Source organism: Stenotrophomonas sp. 3diitr2024, assembly GCF_042136455.1.
Lineage (GTDB): Bacteria > Pseudomonadota > Gammaproteobacteria > Xanthomonadales > Xanthomonadaceae > Stenotrophomonas > Stenotrophomonas sepilia.
On sequence record NZ_JBHHMJ010000777.1, the window covers coordinates 1 to 3,044 of the forward strand.

Sequence of the window (3,044 nt, forward strand, 5' to 3'; positions counted from 1 at the left end):
GGTTCGCGGGACACGCCGTAAACCCGTCCCTGGGGGCTCGATGGCGCCATCCATGGCGCCAACGGTCCCGCGAACCCACCGCGCCCGCCCCCTGATAGTTTTCGGGCGCGTCTACCCACGGAGAAGAAAGAGAAGATCAAAAGCAAATGCAGCCTGGCGGGTCGCTTCATTGCCTTGTGTAGAGCCGAGCCGTGCTCGGCTTATGAGCAAGCGCAGCGCCGCGACCCGCTTTTGATCTTCTCTTTCTTCTCCGTGGGTAGACGCGCACGGAACCTATCCGTGGCCGGGTAGATGGGCTGCGCAGGGGCGTGAGCCGCATGGATGCGGCGACCGAGCTTACATGGACGTACTTGCAGCGGCCCCTGCGCAGCCCATCTACCTGGCCTCACCCGTGAACTGCTTTTCGCGGCGACCCACGAGGGGCTGCGCCGTTGGCCGGAGACTTCCTGGCGCTGCGCAATGCCCGTTGTGGAAGCGTTCTCACAACAATGCGACGCAACACGCTCTCCGACCAAAGTCCGCGAAAAACGTTATCTGGTTCACATTTTTACACCGCGTTGATCTTGATCAATGGACTTGTCGTAATCGGCCTGCACAATGGCGGCCCGTTCGGCACGGCGCGCCGTCAATCGATGCAGCGCGAGGGGGCGTCGGGCGGGAGCAGTACTGATCCAACGGGTACAGGGAGCGCGGGGAACTGCCACTGGGGAGCGGCAGCCGCGCAGGTACCGACCGGATCCGGTCGCCGGTTACGTCTGCGGGGATGGGGACGCAACCGGCCACCTCTATCTGAATGGGGAAGCTCGATCACGACGTCTTCACATTTCCCGCTGAACGCGGGCAAATCGTTGTGATTCATGGTGTTAGGGGTTTTAATTCATCCATGACCTGCTAACCTGCGACGATGATTCGACGCACTCTGGCCTGCATGCTCACCCTCGGCCTGGTCGCCTGCGCGACCCAGCCGAAGTCCCCACCGTCTTCGCCCCAGGCCAGCAGTACGCCGCGCCAGCCCGCCACCAAGGCCCACGGCCCGGCCGAAGCCGCGCCCGAAGCGGCCGCTGCTACAGCGCCGCCGGTCGATCTCACTCCGGTGCCGTTCGAGGTCGCACGGGCCCGCTTTGTTGCCGATACGGCCAAGCGCTATGGGCTGAAGCCGGAGCAGATCAGCAGCGTGCTCGATCAGGCGCAGGTGCGCCAGCCGATCATCGCCGCCATGTCGCGCCCGGCCGAACGGGTCAAACCGTGGAACGAATACCGGCCGATGTTCATCAGCAAGGCACGCATCGATGGCGGCCGCGCGTTCCTGGCCCAGCATCGTGCCGAACTGGATCGCGTGCAGCAGCGCACCGGCGTGCCGGCCGAAGTGATCGTGGCGATCATCGGCGTGGAGACCAGTTACGGGAAAAATGCCGGCAACCACCGCGTGCTCGATGCGCTGTACACGCTGGCGTTCTACTACCCGCGCAGTGGCGACCCGGCCAAGCTGGAACGCGAAGTGCGCCGCGAGCTGTTCTTCCGCGATGAGCTGGCCAAGCTGTTCGAGCTGGGCCGTGAGGAAAAGCTGGACATCACCACGCTCAAGGGCAGCTATGCCGGTGCGATGGGCATGGGCCAGTTCATGCCGTCCAGCTATCTCGATTACGCCGTGGACGGTAATGGCGATGGCCGTCGCGACCTGTTCACCAGCTACGACGATGTGTTCTCGTCCATCGCCAATTATTTCGTGAAGAAGGGCGGTTGGGTCCGTGGTGGCCAGGTGGCCGTACCGGCCACGCTGGCGCCGGGTCGCGAGGAGTTCAACCCGACCGAATGGATGCCGACCTGGTCGCTGGCCGACCTGGCGCAGCGCGGCTACCAGCCCAGCGCTGCGGTGCAGCCGGGCGCCACCGCAACGCCGATCACGCTTGAGGGCAGCACCGGCAAGCAGTACTGGCTGGGCTTCCAGAATTACTACGCGATCACCCGCTACAACCTCTCGAAGATGTACGCGATGGCCGTGTTCCAGTTGTCGCAGGCCATCGCCGGACAGGAGCTGCCCCCGGCATGAACATCAGATGGCTGGTCCCGAGCTTGATCGTCCTCGCGCTGGCTGCCTGCAGCAGTGCGCCGAAGAAGCCGGCCACGACCGGCCACGGTGGCAAGCCCAGCGGCACGGTGGTGCAGGGTCGCGGCTCGCGCCCGGCGCATTGCCCGGAGGGCTCGCCCTATGCTGCGGCCAAGGAAGACCCGAACACGCGCGGCAACTACACCGCCGGGGGGCTGTACAAGCCAGGCGTGCGTGACAGCACCCCGGACTACATTCCCAACGTCGCCTGCATTCCCGAGCCGGAAGTGACCGCCGAAGAGCGTTCGGCCATCGGCAACAAGTCGCCGTACGTGGTGCTGGGCAAGTCGTACAAGGTGCTCGACGACACCCGCAACTATGTCGAGCGCGGTACGGCCTCGTACTACGGCGCCAAGTTCCACGGCCGCCTTACCTCCAACCGCGAGGTCTACGACATGTACCAGTTCACCGCCGCGCACAAGACGCTGCCGCTGCCCAGCTTCGCCCGCGTCACCAACCTGGACAACGGCGAGTCGGTGATCGTGCGCGTCAACGACCGTGGCCCGTTCCATGATGGCCGCGTGGTCGACCTCAGTTATGCCGCCGCGGTGCGGCTGGGCATCACCCAGCGCGGTACCGGCAACGTGGAAGTGCGTGCGCTGCAACCGGGCGAGAGCAACCTGCTGGCCCAAAAGCCGTCGCGCCGCGAGCGCCGTGCCGCCGAAACGGCTGTCGCGGCGGCCAGTACGCGCCCGGTAACGGCTGCGCGTGCCACCGCCGACAGCGACATTGATCGCCTGGTCAAGCGCCTGCCGGCCGACGCCATGCCTGCGCGTGGCCAGCCGGCCACCACCCAGGGCGTGGCCAGCGCCGTGCCGGACGTGGCGGTCAGCAGCCTGCCGCCGAGCGCACCGCCGGCGCGCAGCGCCCCTGTGGCACCGGTTGCCGTCGCCAGCGCCGCGCCGCGCGCGGTCACGCCGGCGCCGGCGCGTACGCC

The 3,044-nt window shown here is 66.5% G+C and carries 2 protein-coding genes; both read left to right on the forward strand.

The genetic code is table 11. The features are described from left to right. The first annotated feature begins 904 nt into the window (after positions 1-904). Positions 905-2,050, forward strand: coding sequence for a lytic murein transglycosylase B (gene mltB, locus ABGA94_RS20520; protein ID WP_005419390.1), 1,146 nt, complete (start codon positions 905-907; stop codon positions 2,048-2,050). Beyond that, positions 2,047-3,044: septal ring lytic transglycosylase RlpA family protein (locus ABGA94_RS20525; protein WP_375367996.1), on the forward strand; the 998-nt coding region annotated here is incomplete at its 3' end. The genes mltB and ABGA94_RS20525, both read left to right, overlap by 4 nt.